This window comes from Micromonospora sp. H61 (assembly GCF_018070325.1).
In the GTDB taxonomy this organism is placed as follows: Bacteria; Actinomycetota; Actinomycetes; order Mycobacteriales; family Micromonosporaceae; genus Micromonospora; species Micromonospora salmantinae.
Genome location: NZ_JAGPXY010000073.1, coordinates 1 through 19,128 on the forward strand (window position 1 = coordinate 1; position 19,128 = coordinate 19,128).

Annotated in this window: 17 protein-coding genes; 13 read left to right on the forward strand and 4 right to left on the reverse strand. The window is 73.4% G+C overall.

What is annotated here, in order from left to right:
- Positions 1 to 100 precede the first annotated feature (100 nt).
- Positions 101 to 520: an HPF/RaiA family ribosome-associated protein gene (locus tag KBX08_RS26910; RefSeq protein WP_210786137.1), complete on the reverse strand. Its 420-nt coding sequence runs from the start codon at positions 518 to 520 to the stop codon at positions 101 to 103.
- 303 nt (positions 521 to 823) lie between these two features.
- On the opposite strand from KBX08_RS26910, the gene KBX08_RS26915 reads away from it, so the two are divergent.
- The 3 genes from KBX08_RS26915 (at position 824) to KBX08_RS26925 (ending at position 4,343) form a co-directional block, all read left to right on the forward strand.
- A complete protein-coding gene (locus KBX08_RS26915; protein ID WP_210786138.1) occupies positions 824 to 1,624 on the forward strand; it encodes a single-stranded DNA-binding protein in 801 nt (266 codons plus the stop codon).
- A 191-nt stretch (positions 1,625 to 1,815) separates the two neighbouring features.
- Positions 1,816 to 2,808 carry a cobalamin biosynthesis protein gene (locus KBX08_RS26920; RefSeq protein WP_210786156.1) on the forward strand — a complete coding sequence of 331 codons (993 nt, stop codon included), beginning with the start codon at positions 1,816 to 1,818 and terminating at the stop codon, positions 2,806 to 2,808.
- Entirely contained in the window at positions 2,805 to 4,343 is a 1,539-nt protein-coding gene (locus KBX08_RS26925) for a cobyric acid synthase (RefSeq protein WP_210786139.1), read from the forward strand. Before KBX08_RS26920 ends, KBX08_RS26925 begins: the two co-directional genes overlap by 4 nt.
- Positions 4,344 to 4,498: 155 nt before the next feature.
- On the opposite strand, the gene KBX08_RS26930 is transcribed toward KBX08_RS26925, so the two are convergent.
- Positions 4,499 to 4,900 (reverse strand): rhodanese-like domain-containing protein, encoded by a 402-nt coding sequence (locus KBX08_RS26930; RefSeq protein ID WP_203126299.1) that lies wholly within the window; start codon positions 4,898 to 4,900, stop codon positions 4,499 to 4,501.
- Between the two features lie 184 nt (positions 4,901 to 5,084).
- On the opposite strand from KBX08_RS26930, the gene KBX08_RS26935 reads away from it, so the two are divergent.
- The 5 genes from KBX08_RS26935 (at position 5,085) to KBX08_RS26955 (ending at position 10,252) form a co-directional block, all read left to right on the forward strand.
- The gene (locus KBX08_RS26935) at positions 5,085 to 5,699 is read left to right on the forward strand and encodes a uridine kinase (protein WP_210786140.1); all 615 of its coding nucleotides are present in this window, start codon (positions 5,085 to 5,087) and stop codon (positions 5,697 to 5,699) included.
- 67 nt (positions 5,700 to 5,766) lie between these two features.
- Positions 5,767 to 6,909 carry a M48 family metallopeptidase gene (locus tag KBX08_RS26940; RefSeq protein WP_210786141.1) on the forward strand — a complete coding sequence of 381 codons (1,143 nt, stop codon included), beginning with the start codon at positions 5,767 to 5,769 and terminating at the stop codon, positions 6,907 to 6,909.
- A 36-nt stretch (positions 6,910 to 6,945) separates the two neighbouring features.
- The gene (locus tag KBX08_RS26945; RefSeq protein WP_210786157.1) at positions 6,946 to 8,289 is read left to right on the forward strand and encodes a dipeptidase; all 1,344 of its coding nucleotides are present in this window, start codon (positions 6,946 to 6,948) and stop codon (positions 8,287 to 8,289) included.
- Between the two features lie 77 nt (positions 8,290 to 8,366).
- Positions 8,367 to 8,573 (forward strand): hypothetical protein, encoded by a 207-nt coding sequence (locus tag KBX08_RS26950; RefSeq protein WP_030488220.1) that lies wholly within the window; start codon positions 8,367 to 8,369, stop codon positions 8,571 to 8,573.
- Positions 8,574 to 8,659: 86 nt separating this feature from the next.
- The gene (locus KBX08_RS26955) at positions 8,660 to 10,252 is read left to right on the forward strand and encodes an ATP-dependent DNA ligase (protein ID WP_247670121.1); all 1,593 of its coding nucleotides are present in this window, start codon (positions 8,660 to 8,662) and stop codon (positions 10,250 to 10,252) included.
- 10 nt (positions 10,253 to 10,262) lie between these two features.
- Here KBX08_RS26955 and KBX08_RS26960 read toward each other — a convergent pair whose 3' ends face one another.
- On the reverse strand, positions 10,263 to 11,084 hold the full coding sequence (locus tag KBX08_RS26960) for an SURF1 family protein (RefSeq protein WP_112622584.1): 822 nt from the start codon (positions 11,082 to 11,084) through the stop codon (positions 10,263 to 10,265).
- Positions 11,085 to 11,292: 208 nt separating this feature from the next.
- Here KBX08_RS26960 and KBX08_RS26965 point away from each other — a divergent pair, with 208 nt between their 5' ends.
- Entirely contained in the window at positions 11,293 to 12,696 is a 1,404-nt protein-coding gene (locus KBX08_RS26965) for a cobyrinate a,c-diamide synthase (protein WP_210786143.1), read from the forward strand.
- Positions 12,693 to 13,262 (forward strand): GNAT family N-acetyltransferase, encoded by a 570-nt coding sequence (locus KBX08_RS26970; protein ID WP_210786144.1) that lies wholly within the window; start codon positions 12,693 to 12,695, stop codon positions 13,260 to 13,262. The genes KBX08_RS26965 and KBX08_RS26970 overlap by 4 nt, the downstream gene beginning before the upstream one ends.
- Before the next feature lie 12 nt (positions 13,263 to 13,274).
- On the opposite strand, the gene KBX08_RS26975 is transcribed toward KBX08_RS26970, so the two are convergent.
- Complete coding sequence (locus KBX08_RS26975) at positions 13,275 to 15,404, reverse strand: transglycosylase domain-containing protein (RefSeq protein ID WP_210786145.1); 2,130 nt, start codon at positions 15,402 to 15,404, stop codon at positions 13,275 to 13,277.
- Between the two features lie 121 nt (positions 15,405 to 15,525).
- Between KBX08_RS26975 and cobC the strand changes: the two genes are divergently transcribed.
- From cobC to cobA, 3 genes are read left to right on the forward strand one after another with little or no spacing between them, the layout of a single operon-like run.
- Positions 15,526 to 16,611: an Rv2231c family pyridoxal phosphate-dependent protein CobC gene (gene cobC, locus KBX08_RS26980; protein ID WP_210786146.1), complete on the forward strand. Its 1,086-nt coding sequence runs from the start codon at positions 15,526 to 15,528 to the stop codon at positions 16,609 to 16,611.
- Complete coding sequence (gene cobT / locus KBX08_RS26985) at positions 16,611 to 17,714, forward strand: nicotinate-nucleotide--dimethylbenzimidazole phosphoribosyltransferase (RefSeq protein WP_210786147.1); 1,104 nt, start codon at positions 16,611 to 16,613, stop codon at positions 17,712 to 17,714. Before cobC ends, cobT begins: the two co-directional genes overlap by 1 nt.
- Positions 17,715 to 17,754: 40 nt before the next feature.
- On the forward strand, positions 17,755 to 18,996 hold the full coding sequence (gene cobA, locus KBX08_RS26990; protein WP_210786148.1) for a uroporphyrinogen-III C-methyltransferase: 1,242 nt from the start codon (positions 17,755 to 17,757) through the stop codon (positions 18,994 to 18,996).
- Positions 18,997 to 19,128 lie beyond the last annotated feature (132 nt).

A 19,128-nucleotide genomic window follows, 5' to 3' on the forward strand; every position in this document is an offset into this window, starting at 1 on the left:
CGCCTCACCCCCGCGATCTTGCATTTTCTGTCCCGACATAACGGGGCAATAACCGCTTTTCGGGAGCCGAATGTGCAAGATCGCGGGGGTGAGGCGTGGGTCAGGCCGTTTCCGCGTCGGCGCGGGGGGCCGGGTTCTCCGACTCGTCGGGCTCGGACTGCGGCTGGGGGAGGTCGCGCAGGTGCTTGTTGTGCCGCGGCTCCTGGCGGGTCTTCGCGTCGTTGAGCCTGCGGCGCAGGTCGTCACGGACGTCGTTCAGGGCGGCGTGCAGGTCCTCCTCCGCGGAGGTGGTGACGATCTTCTGCCGGCCGGCGATCCAGCACTCCAGGGTGACCTTCTGACCACGCGCCTCCCGGTCCTTCACCGACACCTCCAGCTCGGTGGCGTCAGCGTGGAAGCTGGCGAGCCGGGCGTCGAGGGTGGCGAACTGTTCGGCGATCCAGTTGCGGTCGCCCTGGGAGAACCCGGCGCCCACCCGCAGGCACTCAGCCACGGTGGCCGGGTTGGCCACGGCGCTCATCGCTGCGCCTCGGAAGCGTTCGCGGAGCCGATGGTAGTGATCATCATGGCGCTGACCTCTCGTCGACGTGCAGCTGTCGGTGGTGCTTGATCAAGTCCTTACCCAGTTCGGGTGGCCTGGGAAACCGTGGGCGGCGGGTCGGGCGGGTCGGGCGTACCACATCGGGGCGTGATCAGGGCGTTGTCCACAGGTGGGTTCGTCATCCACAGGTCGGGGATGGGCGCTCGCGATGGGCGCTCTCAGTGTCGATGCTCGGTCTCGAGTCGACTCGCGCTGGCAGGCCCCGATCCCCCTGGAGGGACGATGTTCGACACTTACGTGACAATCGTCGGCAATGTGCTGACTACGCCCGAGTGGCGGCGTACGACCCAGAGCAACACTCTGGTGGCCAACTTCAAGGTCGCCTCGACCGCCCGCCGACTCGATCGCGACAGCGGCCGGTGGGTCGACGGCAATTCGCTGCGCGTCCGCGTCAACTGTTGGCGCAAGCTCGCCGAGGGGGTGGCGGCCTCCGTCATGGTCGGCGATCCGGTGGTGGTCTGCGGGCGGCTCTACACCCGCGACTGGACCGACGACGGCGGTAACCACCGCACGCTCTACGAGCTGGAGGCGGTGGCCGTCGGCCACGACCTGTCCCGGGGTCGGGCCCGCTTCCTGCGCAACCGGCCGAGCATGGCGACCAGCACCGTGGAGGACGGTGAGGCCGAGAGCCGGGTGCGCGGCGAGCCCACCGAGCCGGTGCCGACCGGGCAGGCGCCCGTGCTGCCCGACGACCGTCCGCTGGACGACGACTTCGAGCTGCCCGACTACGCGGAGCTGCGAACCAGCCCGTTCGGCAACGTCCCGGGGGACGACGACAGTTCCCGGAGCGGCGGGGTCTTCGGTGACGGCGGAGCGCTTGCGAGCGCCGGGCAGGCCGGGCTGGCCGATGCTCCGCCGGACCTCGACGACGAGTTGGCCCCTCCGCCCGAGGCGGACGACGACAACAACGCCGACGGTGACCTGGACATCGAGTTGGGGCCGGTGCCCGACGAGGGGCAGCCGGAGCCGGCGCAGCCCGGCCGAGGGCGGCGTGGTCGGGGCCGGATCCCGCAGCCAGCCTGACCGGTCACGACGGGGGCGGGGTGGCGACGCGACCGGCGTCGTCACCCCGCGTGACGGACGTCGGCAGGTTGGGCTGCCTGTTCGCTCCACGGGTTCTCGTTGCCGGTGCGGGACCGTGGGTTGGGCTGGTTCACGGGGTGCTCGTCTAGGCTGGCCGGCCGGAGGTGGTGCGGGTGCGACGGACAGCGCCGATGGCGAACGCGGTGGGGCTGCTCGCCGGGTACGCGCTGGACAGGGTGCTCGGCGACCCCCGCCGGTGGCACCCGGTTGCCGGCTTCGGGCAGGCCGCGGGCGCGCTGGAGCGCCTCCTCTACCGCCCGGACCGAACGGCGGGTACGGCGTTCACCGCGCTGGCCGTGGGCGGGCCGGTGTTGCTCGGGGCGGTCGCCGCGACGGCTACCCGGCACCGGCCGGTGACCCGGGCGGTGCTGGTGGCGGCCGGCACGTGGACCGTGCTGGGCGGCCGCACGCTACGGCACGAGGCGACCGTCATGGGTCGTACGCTGCGTGACGGTGACCTGCCCGCTGCCCGGCGACGCCTCGGTCACCTCTGCGGGCGGGACCCGTCGACGCTGGGCGAGTCGGAGCTGGCCCGCGCCACCGTCGAGTCGGTCGCGGAGAACACCTCGGACGCGGTGGTCGCTCCGCTGCTCTGGGGTGCGGTCGCTGGTCTGCCCGGGCTGCTGGGCTACCGCGCGGCGAACACCCTCGATGCGATGGTCGGGCACCGGTCGACGCGCTACGCGCGGTTCGGCACGCCGGCCGCTCGGCTGGACGACGCGCTCAACCTCGTGCCGTCCCGGCTGACCGGGCTGCTCACCATCGCCGTCGCGCCGGTCGCGCACGGGGACCGGCAGCGCACCTGGCAGGTGTGGCGGCGGGACCGCAACGACCACCCGAGCCCCAACGCCGGTCAGTGCGAGGCGGCGATGGCCGGTGCGCTCGGGGTCCGCCTCGGTGGTCGCAACGTCTACTTCGGGCGCTCCGAGGTGCGGCCGTTCCTCGGCGACGGCCCTCGCCCGGAGGCGCGGCACCTGAAGCGGGCCGCCCGGATCTCCGGCGCGGTGGGGCTGGCCGCCGTCGGGTTGGCGGCCGCGTACCCGGTGACGCTCGGACGGCTGGTCGGCGCGGTGAGCAGGCGTGCACTGATCGGCGCTCTGGGTCGGCGGGGGAGTGGGCGGTGAGCGGCGGGCTGCTGGTGGCCGGCACGACGTCCGACGCCGGCAAGAGCGTGCTCACCGCCGGCATCTGTCGTTGGCTGCACCGGCAGGGCGTGAAGGTGGCGCCGTACAAGGCGCAGAACATGTCGAACAACTCGGCGGTGGTCGTCGGGCCGGACGGGCGCGGCGGCGAGATCGGGCGCGCCCAGGCCATGCAGGCCGCGGCGTGCGGGCTCGCACCCGACCTGCGGTTCAACCCGGTGCTGCTCAAGCCGGGCAGTGACCTGGCCAGTCAGGTGGTGCTGCTGGGCGAGGCGGTCGACACGATCACCGCCGGCACCTTCCGACAGCTGCGTCCCCGGCTCGCCGAGACCGCGTACGCCGCGCTGGCCGAGCTGCGCGAGACGTACGACGTGGTGATCTGCGAGGGCGCCGGCAGCCCCGCGGAGATCAACCTGCGGGCCGGTGACTACGTCAACATGGGGCTGGCCCGGCACGCCAACCTGCCCACCATCGTCGTCGGCGACATCGACCGGGGCGGTGTCTTCGCCTCGATGTTCGGCACCGTGGCCCTGCTCGACCCGGCCGACCAGGCGCTGATCGCCGGGTTCGTGATCAACAAGTTTCGGGGCGACCTCGGGCTGCTCCAGCCGGGCCTGGACATGCTGCGTCAGGTCACCGGACGCCCCACGTACGGGGTGCTGCCCTGGGCACTGGACCTGTGGCTCGACGCGGAGGACTCACTCGCCTACGGCCGGGTGCTCGGCCGACCCGCCGCCCCGCACGGCAGTGAATGGCTGGACGTGGCCGTCGTCCGCCTACCCCGGATCAGCAACGCCACCGACGTGGAGGCGCTCGCCACCGAGCCGGGCGTCCGGGTACGCCTCACCATCGAACCGGCCGAACTGGCCGCCGCCGACCTGGTCGTCCTACCCGGCTCCAAGTCCACCGTCGCCGACCTCGGGTGGCTGCGCGAAACCGGTCTCGCCGACGCGGTGGCCACCCATGTGGCGGCCGGCAAGCCCCTGCTCGGCCTCTGCGGCGGCTTCCAGATGCTCGGCCGCGCCATCCACGATCCGGTGGAGAGCCGGCAGGGCAGCGTGCCGGGGCTCGGTCTGCTGCCCATCGACATCACCTTCGACCCGCGCAAGACCGTCCGGCAGTCGGTGGGCACCGGCCACGGTGGCCTCCCGGTGCGGGGCTACGAGATCCACCACGGGTACGTCTCGCAGGCCGACCCGAGCCTGACCCCGCTGCTGACCAGCGACGACGGTGTCGGGGAGGGGGCCGTGCTCGGCGTGGTGCACGGCACGCACTGGCACGGGGCGTTCGAGTCCGACGAGTTCCGCCGGTGGTTCCTCACCGAGGCGGCCCGGCTGGCCGGCCGCAGCGGATTCCGGGTCGCGCCGGCCACCAGCTTCGCCGCCGCCCGGGAGCGCTCACTCGACCTGCTCGGCGACCTGGTCGAGGAACACCTGGACACCGATGCCCTCTGGCGTCTCATCGAAGCCGGCCCCCCCGCCGACCTGCCCTTCATCCCACCCGGTGCCCCGTCCTGACCGGGCGCACCGTCCCTTGGGGAGGGTGAAGGGATCGTGCTCGATCATTGTTGGAGGGGCCTCGCCCACACAAGGAGGGGCCTGTTTCCTGGATCGAGCACGATCTTGCGTAGACCGACCGCCCGGAATGGCACTCGAGGGGCAAGGTCGGGGGGTCAGGGGCGGATGTCGGCCGGACGGTCGGTGGTGGGCAGGCCGGCGGCGAGCCAGGCGTCCATGCCGCCGATCATGTCGGTGGCCCGGCGCAGGCCGAGGGTCTGCAGGCTGGCAGCGGCCAGACTGGAGCTGTAACCCTGTCGGCACACCAGGATGATCTCCCGGTCGTACCCGGTGGCTTCCGGGATCCGCCAGGCGCTGGCCGGATCGAGGCGCCACTCCAGTACGGTCCGGTCGATGACGACCGCGCCCGGCAGGTCGCCCTGTTCGCGGCGCTGTAGTTCGGTGCGGGTGTCGACCAGCAACGCGCCGCCGCGGACCGCCTCGACGGTCTGCTGCGGAGTCAGTCGGTGCAGCCCGGCGCGGGCCTGTTCGAGTAGGGCGTCTATACCGGGGCTCATTACGTCTCGGAGCACCACCCGATCATGCCGATTCGGTGGCACCCCGGGCGGCGAACGGGCCGCCCGTCACCCGTCGCCGCACCAATTCCCCCGGACGTGACGGTGGCCGGCCAGGGCGATGGCGGCATACTTCGGTAATGCACCACGGGAGGCTGCGCTGAACCCGGGAACTGGCGGACCGACCGTGGCGGTTGTCGAGGCGTACGCCGAACTGGCTCGTCGGGTGCTCGCGGGCCCGGCGCGGTTGGGGCGGACCCGGCTGGTCGCGGTCGACGGGCCGAGCGGCGCGGGTAAGAGCCGGTTCGCAGCCCAACTCGCGGATGCCCTGGCGGGGCCGCTCGGCGGCCGACCGCCGGTGGTGCACACCGACGACCTGCTCGACGGGTGGGACGACCAGGTCACCTTCTGGCCCCGGCTCGACGACTGGGTGCTCGCCCCGCTGCGTAACGGGGAGCCGGGCGCCTACCGGCGGTACAGCTGGGTCCGGCAGTCCTTCCTGCCCCGGCCGGTTCCGGTGCCGGTGGCTCCGGTGCTGGTGGTCGAGGGCGTCAGCGCCGCCCGAACGGTCGTCCGGCCGGAGCTGACGCTGGCCGTGTTCGTCACCGCGCCCGCGCCGCTGCGGCTGGCTCGCGCTGTCGCCCGGGACGGGCCGGAGATCCTGCCCGAGCTGCGCCGCTGGCATGACGGGGAGCGGGCGCACTTCGCCGCCGACGAGACCGTGACCCACGCCGACCTGTTGGTGGATGGCGCGCCGACACTGCCGTACGACGCGGACCGGTACTACGTGCGGCTTCGCTGAGCGGGGCATGGACGTGGGCCACCGACTGCGGCACGATGCGGAGAGCTACGGCGAACGGGGAGCCACCATGACGGCAGCGGACGCGCCAGCGCGGCGTCGGATCACCCTCACCGGCATCAGCTCGCGGGCCTGGGAGCATCCGGCCGACCGGGGTGCCCTGGTCGCGCTGCGGGAGCTGCGCGGTTTCGACGACGTGCTGCGGGCGTTCTTCGGGATGTGGAACGAGCGGGGCTTCCGGCTGTCCGTGCTGGCCTCCGGCATCCGGGTCGACCACCGGCAGTACCCGGCGGTGTGGCAGCGCTACACCGAGGCGGCGGCGCTCGACGTGGCCGAACTGCCCGAGCTGTACGTGACCCAGTCGCCCTGGTTGGGCGCCGAGGCGGTCGGGCTGGAGCGGCCGTTCATCGTGCTGAACTCCGCCTGCGTGCAGCAACTCGACGAGGACGAGCTGCGCTGCCTGCTCGGCCACGAGTTGGGGCACGTGGGCAGCGGGCACGCGGTCTACAAGACCATGCTCATGATCCTCACCCGGTGGGCGGCCAACCTGAGCTGGTTGCCGGTCGGCGCGATCGCGCTGCGCGCCATCATCGCGGCGATGCTGGAGTGGTGGCGCAAGGCGGAACTCTCCGCCGACCGGGCCGGCCTGCTCGCCGGGCAGGATCCGGCCGCCGCGCTGCGGCTGCTGATGAAGCTCGCCGGCGGCGGTGACCTGTCCCAGGTCGACACCACAGCCTTCCTGGAGCAGGCCGCCGAGTACGCCGGCGGCGGCGACCTGCGCGACAGCCTGCACAAGATCCGAATGACCGCGTGGAGCACCCACCCGGTGCCGGTGGCGCGGGCGGCGTCGGTGCGCCAGTGGATCGACTCCGGGGCGTACGGGCAGGTGCTGGCCGGGGACTATCCACGCCGCGAGGACGACAGCTCGACAAGCGTGTCGGAGGAGATCAAGGCGGCCGCCGAGTCGTACCGGGAGGAGTTCAGCCGGTCCACCGACCCGCTGGTCGGGTTGCTGCGCCGGCTCGGCGACGGCGCGAGCGACGTCGGCGAGTGGGTGGGCGGCACCGCCGGCCGGGCCCGTTCCTGGATGGACGCGGCCACCGAGGCGGCGGGCCGCGCACACCGCGCCGGGCGGGCCGCGCCGGGCGCGCGGGCCGGCGCCGGCCCCGCTGACAGCGGTGACGGTACGGGCTCCGCCGACACACCCCGGTAAGGCCGGCATACGATGCCGGTCATGACCTCACCGATCATGTCCGAGTCCGAGGTGCGGGCCGCCGTCGAGCGGGAGATGCCCGGCGTCCGGGCCGACCTGGAGCGCCTCGTCCGCATCCCCGGCATCGCCTTCGAGGGCTTCGACCACTCGCACGTGGAACGCTCCGCGGAGGCTGTCGCCGAGCTGCTGCGCGGCTGTGGCCTGGACGTCGACATCGTGCGATCCGGCGGCCAGCCCGCGGTGATCGGCCGTCGGGCCGCCCCGCCCGGCGCGCCCACAGTGCTGCTCTACGCCCACCACGACGTCCAGCCGGTCGGCGACCGGTCGCTGTGGGAGTCCGACCCGTTCGAGCCGGTGGAACGGGACGGCCGGCTCTACGCCCGGGGTGCGGCCGACGACAAGGCCGGCGTCATGGCGCACGTGGCGGCGCTGCGCGCGTACGGTGACGCGCTGCCGGTCGGCGTGGTCCTCTTCATCGAGGGCGAGGAGGAGTACGGCTCCGACTCGCTGGAGCAACTGCTGGCCGAGCACCGCGACGAGATCACCTCGGACGTCATCGTGATCGCCGACTCGGGTAACTGGGACATCGGCGTACCGGCGTTGACCACCTCGCTGCGGGGCATCGTCAACTGCTTCGTCGAGGTGCGCACGCTGGACCACGCGGTGCACAGCGGCATGTTCGGCGGTGCCGTGCCGGACGCGCTCACCGCGCTGGTCCGGCTGTTGGCGACGCTGCACGACGACGCCGGTGACGTGGCCGTGGACGGACTGGTCGGCCGGGAGGGTGCCGTCGTCGACTACCCGGAGGACCGGGTCCGGGCCGAGGCCGGGCTCGCCGAGGGCGTGCAGTTCATCGGCACCGGCCGGATCACCGACCGACTCTGGACCAAGCCGGCGCTGGCCATTCTCGGTGTCGACGCGCCGTCCACCGGCGAGGCGCCGAACGCCCTGGTCCCGGCCGCGAAGGCGAAGCTCAGCATCCGCCTCGCCCCGGGCGACGACCCCAAGCGGGCGTACGCGGCGGTGCGCGCGCACCTGGAGCAGCACGCGCCGTGGGGTGCCCAGGTGACTGTCACCTTCGAACACGACGGTGACCCGTGCGTGATCGACGCGACCGGGCCGATGTTCGACGCCGCCCGTTCGGCCTTCCGGACCGCCTGGGACGGCACCGACCCGGTGGACATCGGCGTCGGCGGTTCGATTCCGTTCATCGCCACCTTCCAGGAGATGTTCCCGAAGGCGGCGATCCTGGTGACCGGCGTGGAGGACCCGCACGCCCGCGCGCACGGCCCGAACGAGAGTCTGCACCTGGGTGAGTTCGCCCGGGTCTGCCTCGCCGAGGCACTGCTTCTGCGCAACGTGGCGGCCGTGAGCGGTTAGGTGTCAGAACGGCAACTTTGGGCCTGATCTGGGAGTTTACGGCGTGTCGGATGGTCAGCTGTTATAGCCTTTCGTACATGAGTACGAACGAGGTGATGGCCCGGTTGGGGGCCGCTGTCAGCGCGCTGGGAGATGTCGATGTCTCCGCGTGGTCCGAGGACACGCTCAACGAACAGCTCGGTGAGCTCTCCGCCGCACTGGTCGCCCTCGACTCGGTGCTCTCCCGGGTCGCCGGCGAGGTCCGCGCCCGAGGCTTGCGCATCGAGGAGCCCATCTCCGCCTAGGCCTGTCGTCCACGTGAGTGGGCGGCACCCTGCCGACACCGCCCGGGCACGGCAATGCCCGGGCGGTGTCGGAGGTGACTGGCAGGATGAGCTGCGTGCGGTTCCTCGATCTGGCAGCCACCTCCGCCGCCGTCGGCGCCACCAGCGGCCGACGGGCCAAGGTGGAGCTGCTCGCTGACGCGCTGCGCCGGCTCGATCCCGCCGAGGTCGAGCCCGGCGCCGGCTATCTCGCCGGTGAGCTGCGCCAACGGCAGACCGGGGTCGGCTATGCGAGCCTGCGTGACGTGCCGCCGCCGGCCGCCGAGCCGACGTTGACGGTGGCCGCCGTGGACGCGGCCATCGCGCAGATCGCCGCAGTGCACGGTTCGGGCTCACAGGCTCGGCGTCGGGCGCTGCTCGGTGCCCTCTACGCGGCGGCCACGGCCGACGAGCAGCGGCTGCTCACCGGCCTGTTCAGTGGCGAGCTACGGCAGGGCGCCCAGGCCGGCCTCCTCGCGGACGCGGTGGCCCGGGCCGCCGAGGTGCCGGTGGCGGCGGTCCGCCGGGCACTGCTGCTCGCCGGTGATCTCCGGGCCGTGGCGGTGGCCGCGCTGGCCGGAGGGGCCGCCGAGCTGGCCGGGTTCGGTCTACAGGTCGGCCGCCCACTGGCGCCGATGCTCGCGCAGAGCGCCCCCTCGGTCGACGAGGCGCTCGCCGCGACCGGCACGCCGGCGGTGGTCGACGTGAAGCTCGACGGCATCCGCATCCAGGTGCACCGCTCCGGCACCGACATCGCCGTGTTCACCCGCAGCCTCGACGAGATCACCACCCGGGTGCCCGAGGTGGTCGCCGCGGTCCGTGCCCTGCCGGGTCGGGAGTTGGTCCTCGACGGCGAGGCGATCGGCCTGGACGAGACCGGCCGCCCACTGCCGTTCCAGCAGACGTCGAGCCGGGCCGCCCGACGCACCACCCCCAGCACCACCGGGCGCACACCTGTCGCTCCGGCGGTGCTCGCGGCGGCCGCCAGCACGGGCGCGACGGTGCTCACCCCGTACTTCTTCGACCTGCTGCACCTCGACGGCCAGGATCTGATCGACCTTCCCGGCCGGGAGCGGTGGGCCGCCCTCGCCGGTTCGGTGGATTCGTCGCTGCTGGTCGGCCGGATGGAGGTCGACGGCCCGGAGCAGGCCGCCGCCGCGTTCGCCGCCGCGCTCGACGCCGGGCAGGAGGGCGTGGTGGTCAAGGCGCCGGACGCCCCCTACGACGCCGGCCGGCGCGGTGCCGCCTGGGTCAAGGTGAAACCGCGGCACACCCTCGACCTGGTGGTGCTCGCCGTCGAGTGGGGCAGCGGCCGACGCAAGGGCTGGCTGTCCAACCTGCATCTGGGTGCGCGTGACGCGCGCACCGGTGACTTCGTGATGCTCGGCAAGACGTTCAAGGGGCTCACCGACGAGTTGCTGCGGTGGCAGACCGAACGGTTCCTCGGCCTCGCCGTGGAACGCGGCGACTGGGTGGTCCGGGTCCGGCCCGAGCAGGTGGTGGAGATCGCCTTCGACGGGGTGCAGACGAGTTCGCGTTATCCCGGCGGGATGGCGCTGCGGTTCGCCCGGGTGGTGCGCTACCGCGATGACAAGTCCGCCGCGGAGGCGGACACCATCGACGCGGTCCGCGCCATCCACGCCGGCCGCGTGACTGGCTGACCGGGCGAGGTCAGGCGGAAGCGGTCGGCGTCGGCTCGGCGGCCCGGTCCAGGGGAGCCGGGGTGGTGCCGATGCCGGCGGCCCGGCGAGCCTCCCGACGGGCCACCCAGCCATAGCCGAAGAGGGCCATCACCGCGAACAGCCACCACTGCACGACGTAGCCGAAGTTCTGCCAGTTGTTGGCGTGCCCGACCGGCACCGCCTTGAACACCGGATCGGCTGCCGGGGTCTGCTCGTCGAGCAGCAGATACGCACCGTAGACCGGGTAGGGAAGCTCGCCGGCCAGCCGCGACACCCCGATCCGCCGGATCTCCAGCAGCCCGTCGCGTCGGGCCACCGCGCCGGCGCCGCTCTCGGTCTCGTGCACCCGGCCGACCACCGTCACGTCGCCGGTCGGCGCGGCCGGCACCGACGGCTGGGCGGTCGCCCCACCGGGCGCCGGCGGGATCCAGCCCCGGTCCACCAGCAGCGCCGTGCCGTCGGCGAGCACCAGCGGGGTGAGCACCTCGAAACCGACCCGGCTGTCCACCGTCCGGCCGCGGACCAGCACGGTGTTCGTGGGGTCGTACCGGCCGGTGACGGTGACCCGGGTCCAGACCTTGTCCTCGGCGGGGGCCGGGCCGGCCGTCCCCGCGCCGCCGGCGGGCGCGCGCAGCGCGTCGGCGAGCGGCACGGGAGCCATCCGCTGGCCCGCGTCGATCCGCTCGTTGACCTCGGTGCGCCCCCGGTAGCGGTCCAGCTGCCAGTTGCCGAGGAACACCATGACGGCGGCCGCGACCAGGGTCAGCGCGAGAGCGCCCAGCCAGCGTGGGCTCAGCAGGAACCGGTACACGGCACCGAGGCTACTCGTATGACCGGCGCCACTGACCTGGACCGGGCCGGACCGGACCGGGGCCGACGCCCCCGGGGGCACTGCCAGGGCCGGGCCGCCCACCCCGGTTGGCGGTGCTCGCGCCTTCAGCCGGGCGGGTATCGTCACGCCGACGGATCGGCCTTGGTCGTCCCGTCGCGTACCCGCCGCCGCTCGCGAGGAGTCGATGATGACCGTCGTGCCGCGCCTGGTGCTCAGCGCGCCGTCCTCCGGGCACGGTAAGAACGCGCTGGCGATCGGGCTGCTCGCCGCCCTGGCCGAGCGAGGGGTCGACGTCGCCGGGTTCAAGCTCGGGCCGGACCACGTCGACGCCGCCTACCTCGGCCTCGCCTCCGGTCGGCCGGGCCGGGTGATCGACCCCCGACTGGTCGGCCTGGACCGGCTCGCCCCGCTGGTGGCGCACGGTGCCGCCGGTGCCGGGCTGGCCGTGGTGCAGGGCAGCATGGGGCTGTACGACTCGGTCGGTGGCCGTCCCGAGCAGGAGTCCACGGCGGCAGCGGCAGCCGCGCTGCGCAGCCCGGTGGTGCTCGTTGTCGACGTGGCCGCGATGGGTCAGTCGGTGGCGGCCCTGGTGCACGGTTTCCGCTCGTACGACGAGCAGTTGTGGCTCGGCGGGGTGATCCTCAACCGGGTGGCGTCGTCGCGACACGAGGCGATGCTGCGCGAGGCGTTGGACGACGTGGGCGTGCCGGTCTACGGCGCGCTGCGTCGACAGGACCTGCCGGCGGTGCTGCCGTCGCGGCGGCACGGGGTGGCGCCGGTGGTTGACGACTCGGCCGATGCCGTCCGTGCGGTCCGCCGGCTGGGCGAGGCCGTCGCCGCCACTGTCGACCTGGAACGGCTGCTCGGGCTGGCCCGCTCCGCTCCGCCGCTGCCGGCGCCGGCCTGGTCTCCCGAGGAGGCCCTCGGCACGTTCACACCCCCGGCGAACCGCCCACTGGTGGCGGTGGCCGGTGGGCCGGGCGGCAGCTTCAGCCACCCGGAGACCACCGAGTTGCTCCGGGCCGCCGGCGCCGAGGTCGTCGTCGTCGACCCGCTGCGCGACGAGGCGCTGCCGGTCGGCACCCGCGCGCTGGTCGTCGGCGGCGCGTTGCCCGAGGCGTACGCCGAGCAGTTGTCGGCCAACCGGCGGCTCTGCATCGCGGTGGCCGAGTTGGCGCGGACCGGGCGTCCGGTGATCGCCGAGGGCGCCGGGCTGCTCTGGCTGGCCCGGGAGCTGGACGGGCTGCCCATGTGCGGTGTCCTGGACGCGGTCGGCGTCAGCCGCGAAGGTGTGGTGGCCGGCTACCGGGAGGCGACGGCCCAGACCGACAGCGTGGTCGCCGCCACCGGCACGGTGCTGGTCGGGCACAAGGCGCACCGTGCGGTGCTCACCCCCCGCGCTGGTCAGCGCCCGGCCTGGAGCTGGGACGGCGGCGCGCCGGAGGGCTTCGTCTGGCGCAACGTGCACGCCTCGCAGCTCACCCTGCACTGGGCGAGCCATCCGGCGACGGCGGCCCGGTTGGTCGCCGCGGCGGCGGCCGACCCGACGAGCGAGGCGGTACCGGCGCAGCCGGGCGAGGTGTCGGTGTGATCGGTCAGGTGGCGGTGCGCCGGTTCCCGGCGTTGACCGTCTCCACCCCGCGTACCGAGGTGCGTCAGCTCGCGGCGGCCGACGCGGCGGCGGCCGGGGAGATCTTCGCCGACAAGCTGACCCGGCGTTGGCTGCCGCTGCCCGACGACTCCGGCCCGATCGACGGGCTGGCCTGGTGCACGGATCTGGCCCGGCAGCGGCGCGACAGCGGGGAGGGCGACCACTACGCGGTGCTCCGGCGCGAGGACGACCAGGTGGTGGGCTCGCTGTGGACCCGGCGCACCGACTGGGGCGCCCGCCTCACCGAGATCTCCTACGCGATGGCGGCGCACGCGCGGGGCTTCGGCTTCGCCGCCGAGGCGGTCGACGCGGTGGCCATCGCGCTGATCCTGGAGCACGGCTTCCAGCGGGTCGAGCTGCGGGTGGCTCCCGGCAACCTGGCCTCGCGCCGGGTCGCCGAGAAGGCCGGGTTCAGCTACGAGGGTCTGCTGCGTAACGCAGGGTTCGTCAGCGGCGGCCGGGTGGATTTGGAGCTGTGGTCGTTCGTCGCCGCCGACCTGCGCTGACTCTCGCGCCGGTCAGCCGACGATGGCGTCCGACGGCGGGGTGAACTGGCGGGTCGGGGTGCCTTTCAGTCCGTCGCGCAGGGTCTCTGAAACCGCCTTGATCGGGATCTGGGACTGCCCGTCACCGACCGCGTTGAACGGGTTGTCCGGGTCGGAGATGAAGCTCGCCGCGGCCAACTCCGGGGTGTAGCCCACGAACCAGGCCGACCGGGTGCTGTCGGTCGTACCGGTCTTGCCGGCCACCGGGCGTCCGACGGTGCCGCGCACGCTGTCGGCGGTGGACCATCCGCCGCAGCTGCCGCGCGCCGGGGTGTCTCCGGTCGGGCAGCGGGCCGCGTCGGTGGCCGCCCGCGCGGCGTCCGCGTTGACCACCTGCCGGCAGCGTGGCTTGGCCACCTCTCGTTGCAGGCCGCCCGCGGTGGCGTAGGTGGCGGGTGTGCCGTCCCGGTTCATGATCGCTTGCACCGGGATGGCCTCGCAGTAGCGGCCGTCGGCCGCGATGGCGGCGTACGCGTTCGCCATCTCCAGTGGGGTGGCGTCGGAGACACCCAGGGTGAACGCGCCCCACTTCTTCGCCTTTGCCGGTGACGCGTGGTCCCGGTCGACGTCGGTGCGCCACCGCAGCCCGAGCTGTTCGGCCAACCGGACCGCCCGGTCCGCGCCGACCTTCTCCTCCAGCCACACGAAGTACGTGTTCACCGACTTGCCGAAGCCGGACCACATGGTCTGCTGGCCGGACATGGCGCCGCTGGCGTTGGAGGGCGCCCACCCGTCGTAGACCTCGGACCGGTAGCGGTGTGGGGCGTTGAACGAGGTGGAGAGGGGCATCCCCGCGTCGAGCGCGGCCAGCATCGGGAACATCTTGAACGTCGATCCGGCCTGGTAACCGGCCAGGTCACCCCCGCCGAGCAGTGGTGCCACGGTGTTCGGGTAGTTGGCCTTCACCTTCGGCCCGGCCTCGGGGTTGGAACTCTGCGGGTTGTCGGCCAGGTCCAGCGAGTACGTCCGGTTCACCGCCATGGCCTTCACCCGCCCGGTGCCCGGCTCGGAGACCACGATGCCGTTGGCGAACGGGCTGCCGGTGGCCTCCTTGGCGCCGACGCTCTTCTCCGCCGCCTCCTGGATCTTCGGGTCGAGGCTGAGCACAATGCGGTAGCCGCCCCGGCGCAGGTTGTCCATCCGTTCCAGTCGGTTCGCCCCGAACGCGGGCTGCGCGCTCCACCAGTTCTTCAGGTAGTCGCAGGCGAAGCCCCAGCTGTTGTACTTGTCCGCCACCGCGGCGCAGTCGTGCGGTGGGGTGGTCAGCTTGAGCCGGATCGGTTCGGACTTGGCGGCGGCGGCCGAGTCGGGGGAGAGGTAGCCGAGTTGGCTCATCCGGTCCAGCACGTAGTTGCGCCGCCCGGTGGCCTCCTTCTGGTCGGAGTCGGCCGGGTCGTACTCGGAGGGGGACTTGACCAGTCCGGCGAGGGTGGCGGCCTCGACCGGGGTGAGGTCCTTCGGGGTCTTGGAGAAGAAGATCTCGCTGGCGGCGTAGATGCCGTACGCCCGGTGCCCGAAGTACGCCGAGTTCAGGTAGCGCTCCATGATCTGTTCCTTGCTCAGCTCCTTCTCCAGGTCCAGCGCCATGCGCATCTCCCTGACCTTGCGCAGGCTGGTCTGCTGGGTGGCTTCCTGGACCTCCTTGGGCGTGGTCGCGCTGTCCCGCAGGGCCATCCGGACGTACTGCATGGTGAGCGTCGAGGCGCCCTGGGAGCCGCCGGAGCGGGCGTTGGAGACGAAGGCCCGGGCCACGCCCTTCGGGTCGACGCCGTGGTGCTGGTAGAAGCGGGAGTCCTCGGCGGCGACGATCGCCTGCTGGATGTTCGGCGACATGTCCGACAGCTTGGTGTACTGCCGGTACTCCTCGTAGAACATGGTCAGCACGGTCTTGCCGTCCGGGCCGTAGACGTACGAGGTCTCGGCGGGAAGGGCGGTCTTCAGCACCCGGGTCTTCTGCTCCACGGCGTGCGCGGTGGCCTTCGCGCCGAGCCCGGTGAGGGCGACCACTGGATAGGCGACGGCGGCGATCACGATTCCGGCGATCAGCCCGGCGCGGAGGAGAGGGACGAGACGACCAGCGGCAGCAAGGGGTCGGTTGCTCACCTGGTCAAGTTATGACATTTCCGATTCGTACATGAGAAAAACTCTTAAACCGGCGAGTGGTGACGCGGCTTACGCTGAGATCGACTGTCCCACCGGCCACCTTCCCGGCAGGATCGCGGACATGTCTGATCAGCCGAGCGCTGTCGCCCCGCCCACCGGGGTCGAGCCGGACCTCGCCCACCACGGCGACGCGGAGGCCACCGTCGGCCTGATCGACCTCGCCGTCAACGTCCGTCGGGCGCGGCCTCCCGCCTGGCTGGCCGACCCGATCGCCGCGACCCTGACCGACCTGGCCCGGTATCCGGACCCGGCGCCGGCCCGGGCGGCGGTCGCCGCCCGACACCGCCGTCACCCGAACGAGGTGCTGCTCACCGCCGGCGCCGCCGAGGGTTTCGTGTTGATCGCCCAGGCGCTGCGCGGCGTGCACCGCCCCGTGGTGGTGCACCCCCAGTTCACCGAGCCGGAGGCGGCGTTGCGGGCCGCCGGACACCCGGTCGAGCGGGTGCTGCTCGACGCCGCCGACGACTTCCGGCTCGACCCGTCCCGGGTGCCCGCCGACGCCGACCTCGTGATGATCGGCAACCCGACGAACCCGACCTCCGTGCTGCACCCCGCCCAGACGGTGGCCGCGCTGGCCCGCCCCGGCCGGGTGCTGGTTGTCGACGAGGCGTTCGCCGACACCACCATCGCCGCCGGGCGCCCCGGCGAACCGGAGTCGCTGGCCGAACGCCGTGACCTGCCCGGCCTGCTCGTGGTGCGCAGCCTCACCAAGACGTGGGGTCTGGCCGGCCTGCGGATCGGCTACCTGCTCGGCACCGCGCAGCTGCTGTCCCGGCTGGCCGCCGTCCAGCCGCTCTGGGCCGTCTCCACGCCCGCGCTGGCGGCCGCGTCGGCCTGCGCCGGCACCGTCGCGGTCCAGGCCGAACGCGCGATCGCCGCCGACCTCGCCGCAGACCGCGAGCACCTGGTCGCGCGCCTCGCCGAACTGCCCGGTGTACGCGTCGTCGGCCGTCCCGCCAGCGCGTTCGTCCTGCTGCACCTGCCGGGCGCGACACCGATCCGGGCCGCCCTGCGCGAGCGCGGCTGGGCGGTACGCCGAGGCGACACGTTCCCCGGCCTCGGCCCGGACTGGCTGCGGGTGGCCGTACGCGACCGAAACACCACCGACGCGTTCATCGACGTGCTGCGCGAGACCATGGAGGCATGATGCTGGAGACCACGATCGCGGCGATCCGCGCGGCGGACGAAGCGGCCATGGCCGCCGCCCGGGAGCTGCACGGTCGGCTGACCAAGCCGGCGGGATCGCTGGGTGCGCTGGAGGAGCTTTCGGTACGCCTCGCCGGCCTGGCCGGATTGTGCCCACCACCGCTGCCCGAGCCGGCCGCGGTGGCCATCTTCGCCGGCGACCACGGGGTGCACGCCCAGGGGGTCAGCCCCTGGCCGCAGGAGGTCACCGCGCAGATGATCGGCAATTTCCTGGCCGGTGGAGCGGTGGTCAACGCGTTCGCCCGGCAGGCCGGCGCCTCGGTCACAGTGGTCGACGTCGGCGTGGCCACCCCGCTGCCCACCGACCCGGCTGTGCTCGAACCGACGGCCGTCGACCCGGCTGTGCTCGACCCGGCCGTGCCTCGGCTGGTTGTCGCGTCCGTCCGCCGGGGGACCCGCGACCTCACAGTGACCGCCGCGCTGACCCGGGACGAGGCGCTGGCGGCGGTGCAGACCGGCATCCGGATCGCCGACGAGCTGATCGACGCCGGCGCCGGCATCCTGCTCACCGGGGACATGGGCATCGGCAACACCACCCCGGCCGCCGTGCTGATCGCCGCTTTCACCGGCGCCGACCCGCTCGACACCACCGGTCGGGGCACCGGGGTCGACGACCCGACGTACGCGCGCAAGGTGGCTGTGGTGCGGGCCGCGCTGGCCCGGCACACCCCCGACCCGGCCGACCCGCTGGGGGTGCTGGCCGCCGTCGGTGGTCTGGAGCACGCCGCCCTGGCCGGGCTGATCCTGGGGGCCGCAGCGCGGCGCACGCCGGTGCTGCTGGACGGCGTGATCGCGGTCTCGGCCGCGCTCGCCGCCGCCGCGCTCGCCCCGGACGCGGTCTGCGCCATGGTCGCCGGCCACCGCTCGGCCGAGCCCGGTGCCACTGTCGCGCTGCGCCACCTCGGCCTCGACCCGCTGATCGACCTGGGGCTGCGCCTCGGCGAGGGCACCGGCGCGCTGCTGGCGTTGCCAGTGGTCACCGGCGCGGTCCGGGTGCTGCACGAGGTGGCCACCTTCGACTCCGCCGGGGTGGCCGAAAAGTGAGCACGCGCAGCGAACGATCCGTCCGCCCCGGTGGTGCGACGTGACCTCCAACCCGTACCCCCTGGGTTTGCGGCTGCACGGGCGGCGGGTGGTCGTGGTGGGTGGCGGCGCGGTCGCCACCCGGCGGGTGCCCGCGCTGCTGGATGCCGGTGCGGACGTCCTGCTGGTGGCCCCGGAGCTGACCCCGGCGCTACGCGCGCGGGTCGACGCGGGTCGGCTGCACTGGGTGCCGCGCCGGTTCGTACCCGAGGACCTGGACGGCGCGTGGCTGGTCCACGTGGCGATCGACGACCCGATGGCGGCGGCTTCGGTGAGCGCCGTCGCCGCCGAGCGGCGGATCTTCTGCGTCCGGGCCGACGACCGGACCGCCGCCACCGCCTGGACCCCGGCGGTGACCCGGCACGGCCCGGTCACCGTGGCGGTGTTCGGAGGCGGCGACCCTCGTCGGGCGATGACAGTCCGCGACGCCATCCGCGACCTGCTCGCCGTGCGTCTGGCACCGGACGGGATCGCTGGCCGGCCCGACGCTTCCACTGGGACGACCGGCGGACGGCAGGCCGGGCGGGTGGCGCTGGTCGGGGCGGGGCCGGGGGACCCGGAGCTGATCACGGTGAAGGGCTGGCGGCTGCTCACCGAGGCCGACGTGGTGGTCGCCGACCGGCTGGTGCCCGGGCTGCTGCTCGACGAGTTGCGCCCGGACGTCGAACTGGTGGACGCCTCGAAGATCCCCTACGGCCCGTCCCGGGCCCAGGAGGAGATCAACCAGATCCTGGTCGACAGGGCCCTGGCCGGCGCCTTCGTGGTGCGGCTCAAGGGCGGTGACCCGTACGTCTTCGGGCGCGGCGGCGAGGAGTTGCTGGCCTGCGCGGCTGCCGGCGTGCCGGTGACAGTGGTGCCGGGGGTGACCAGCTCGATCGCCGCGCCGGCAGCGGCCGGCATCCCGGTCACCCATCGGGGGGTGGCGCACGAGTTCACAGTGGTCTCCGGGCACCTGGCACCCGACGCGCCGGCTTCGCTGGTGCGCTGGGACGCCCTCGCCGGTCTGCACGGCACCCTGGTGATCCTGATGGGGTTGAAGAACCTCGCCGCCATCACGGCCACCCTGATCGCCCACGGTCGGTCGCCGCAGACGCCGGCCGCGGTCGTCCAGGAAGCCACGACGGGCACCCAGCGCGTGCTGCGGTCCACGCTGGGCGAGGTCGCGGCCGACCTGCGTGCGGCCGACCTGCGCCCACCCGCCGTCGTCGTGGTGGGCGACGTGGTGGGCGCGCTCGACGGCTGACCGGCGACCTCATCGAGGTCGCTGCAATGGCGTCCGGTCCGCCGGCGGACCCGGACATCGGAGGGCGCTGGCAGGCCAAATCGTGGACGGTTCCCGTTAGCGCGTAACGGGAACTGTCCAAGATTGCCGGCT